The sequence below is a fragment of the Mesorhizobium sp. M7A.F.Ca.CA.004.04.2.1 genome (assembly GCF_004022825.1).
Taxonomy (GTDB): domain Bacteria; phylum Pseudomonadota; class Alphaproteobacteria; order Rhizobiales; family Rhizobiaceae; genus Mesorhizobium.
This window is the reverse complement of the sequence record NZ_RZPH01001519.1, coordinates 1-891: the sequence shown is the minus strand read 5'-3', so window position 1 is coordinate 891 and position 891 is coordinate 1. Positions and strand designations below refer to the sequence as shown.

Annotated in this window: 1 protein-coding gene; it reads right to left on the bottom strand. The window is 65.1% G+C overall.

The window, feature by feature from the left end; genetic code table 11:
* Positions 1-228 precede the first annotated feature (228 nt).
* Positions 229-891, bottom strand: a 663-nt coding sequence (locus EN893_RS35835; RefSeq protein WP_128362258.1) for an NAD-dependent epimerase/dehydratase family protein, incomplete at its 5' end; no start/stop codon positions are given.

Sequence of the window (891 nt, the reverse complement as noted above, 5' to 3'; positions counted from 1 at the left end):
ACCGCGCCGCGGTCGCGGCCGGCAGTTTCTTGGCGCCGAACAGGTCTTTTGCCCGCTCCTCGGCGGTCGCCGGCTGAACGGCTGAGCCAAGCACGGCAAGCAGGCCGAGCGCAGCGGCCAACAGGGGCGTTTTGCCTAGAGATAGCCTCATCGCTGTCTTCATGAACCCGGTTCTCCACCGCAATCCCAAGGCCGAATCATAGCACGCCGCGCCCGCGGCTTCGATCGTCAGCGCTTCATCGGGCTGCGCGCTTCGCCGTCACGCCAATCGCCGCTTGCCCACATATGATCGAAGGCGGCGCGGTAGTCTGGAAACCGCAGGGAATAACCCGCCGCCTTGATCGCCGCGTTGGCGACACGCTTGTTCTCGCCATAGAAGGACCGCGCCATGGGCGAAAGTTGGGCGGCGTCGAAGGGAATTTCGGGCGGCGGTTCGATACCCATTAGCGAAGCGGCATAGGCGACGACATCCTGCGGCGGCGCCGGCAGGTCGTCGGTGACGTTGAAGATGCCGCCTGTATTGCCTTCGATGAGCTGCCACAGGGCGCCGGCAATGTCGTCGCAATGGATGCGGTTGAACACCTGGTCCGGCTTGACCAGCCGCCTTGCAGTGCCGTTTTCCAGATTGACCAGCGCGTTGCGGCCGGGGCCGTAAATGCCGGACAGGCGCAGGATCGCCCCCGGTCGGCCGATCTCGCGGCCCAGCTCCAGCCAGTCTCGTTCGGCGGCCACCCGCATCACCGAGCGCTTCGACACCGGCCGGCATTCCGCCGTTTCATCGACCCATGCGCCGTCATAATTGCCGTAGACGCCGACGGTGGAGAGATAGCCGATCCATTCAAGCACCGGCATTTGAGTGAGGATTCCCGCGCGGGCGGCATTCAGCACAGG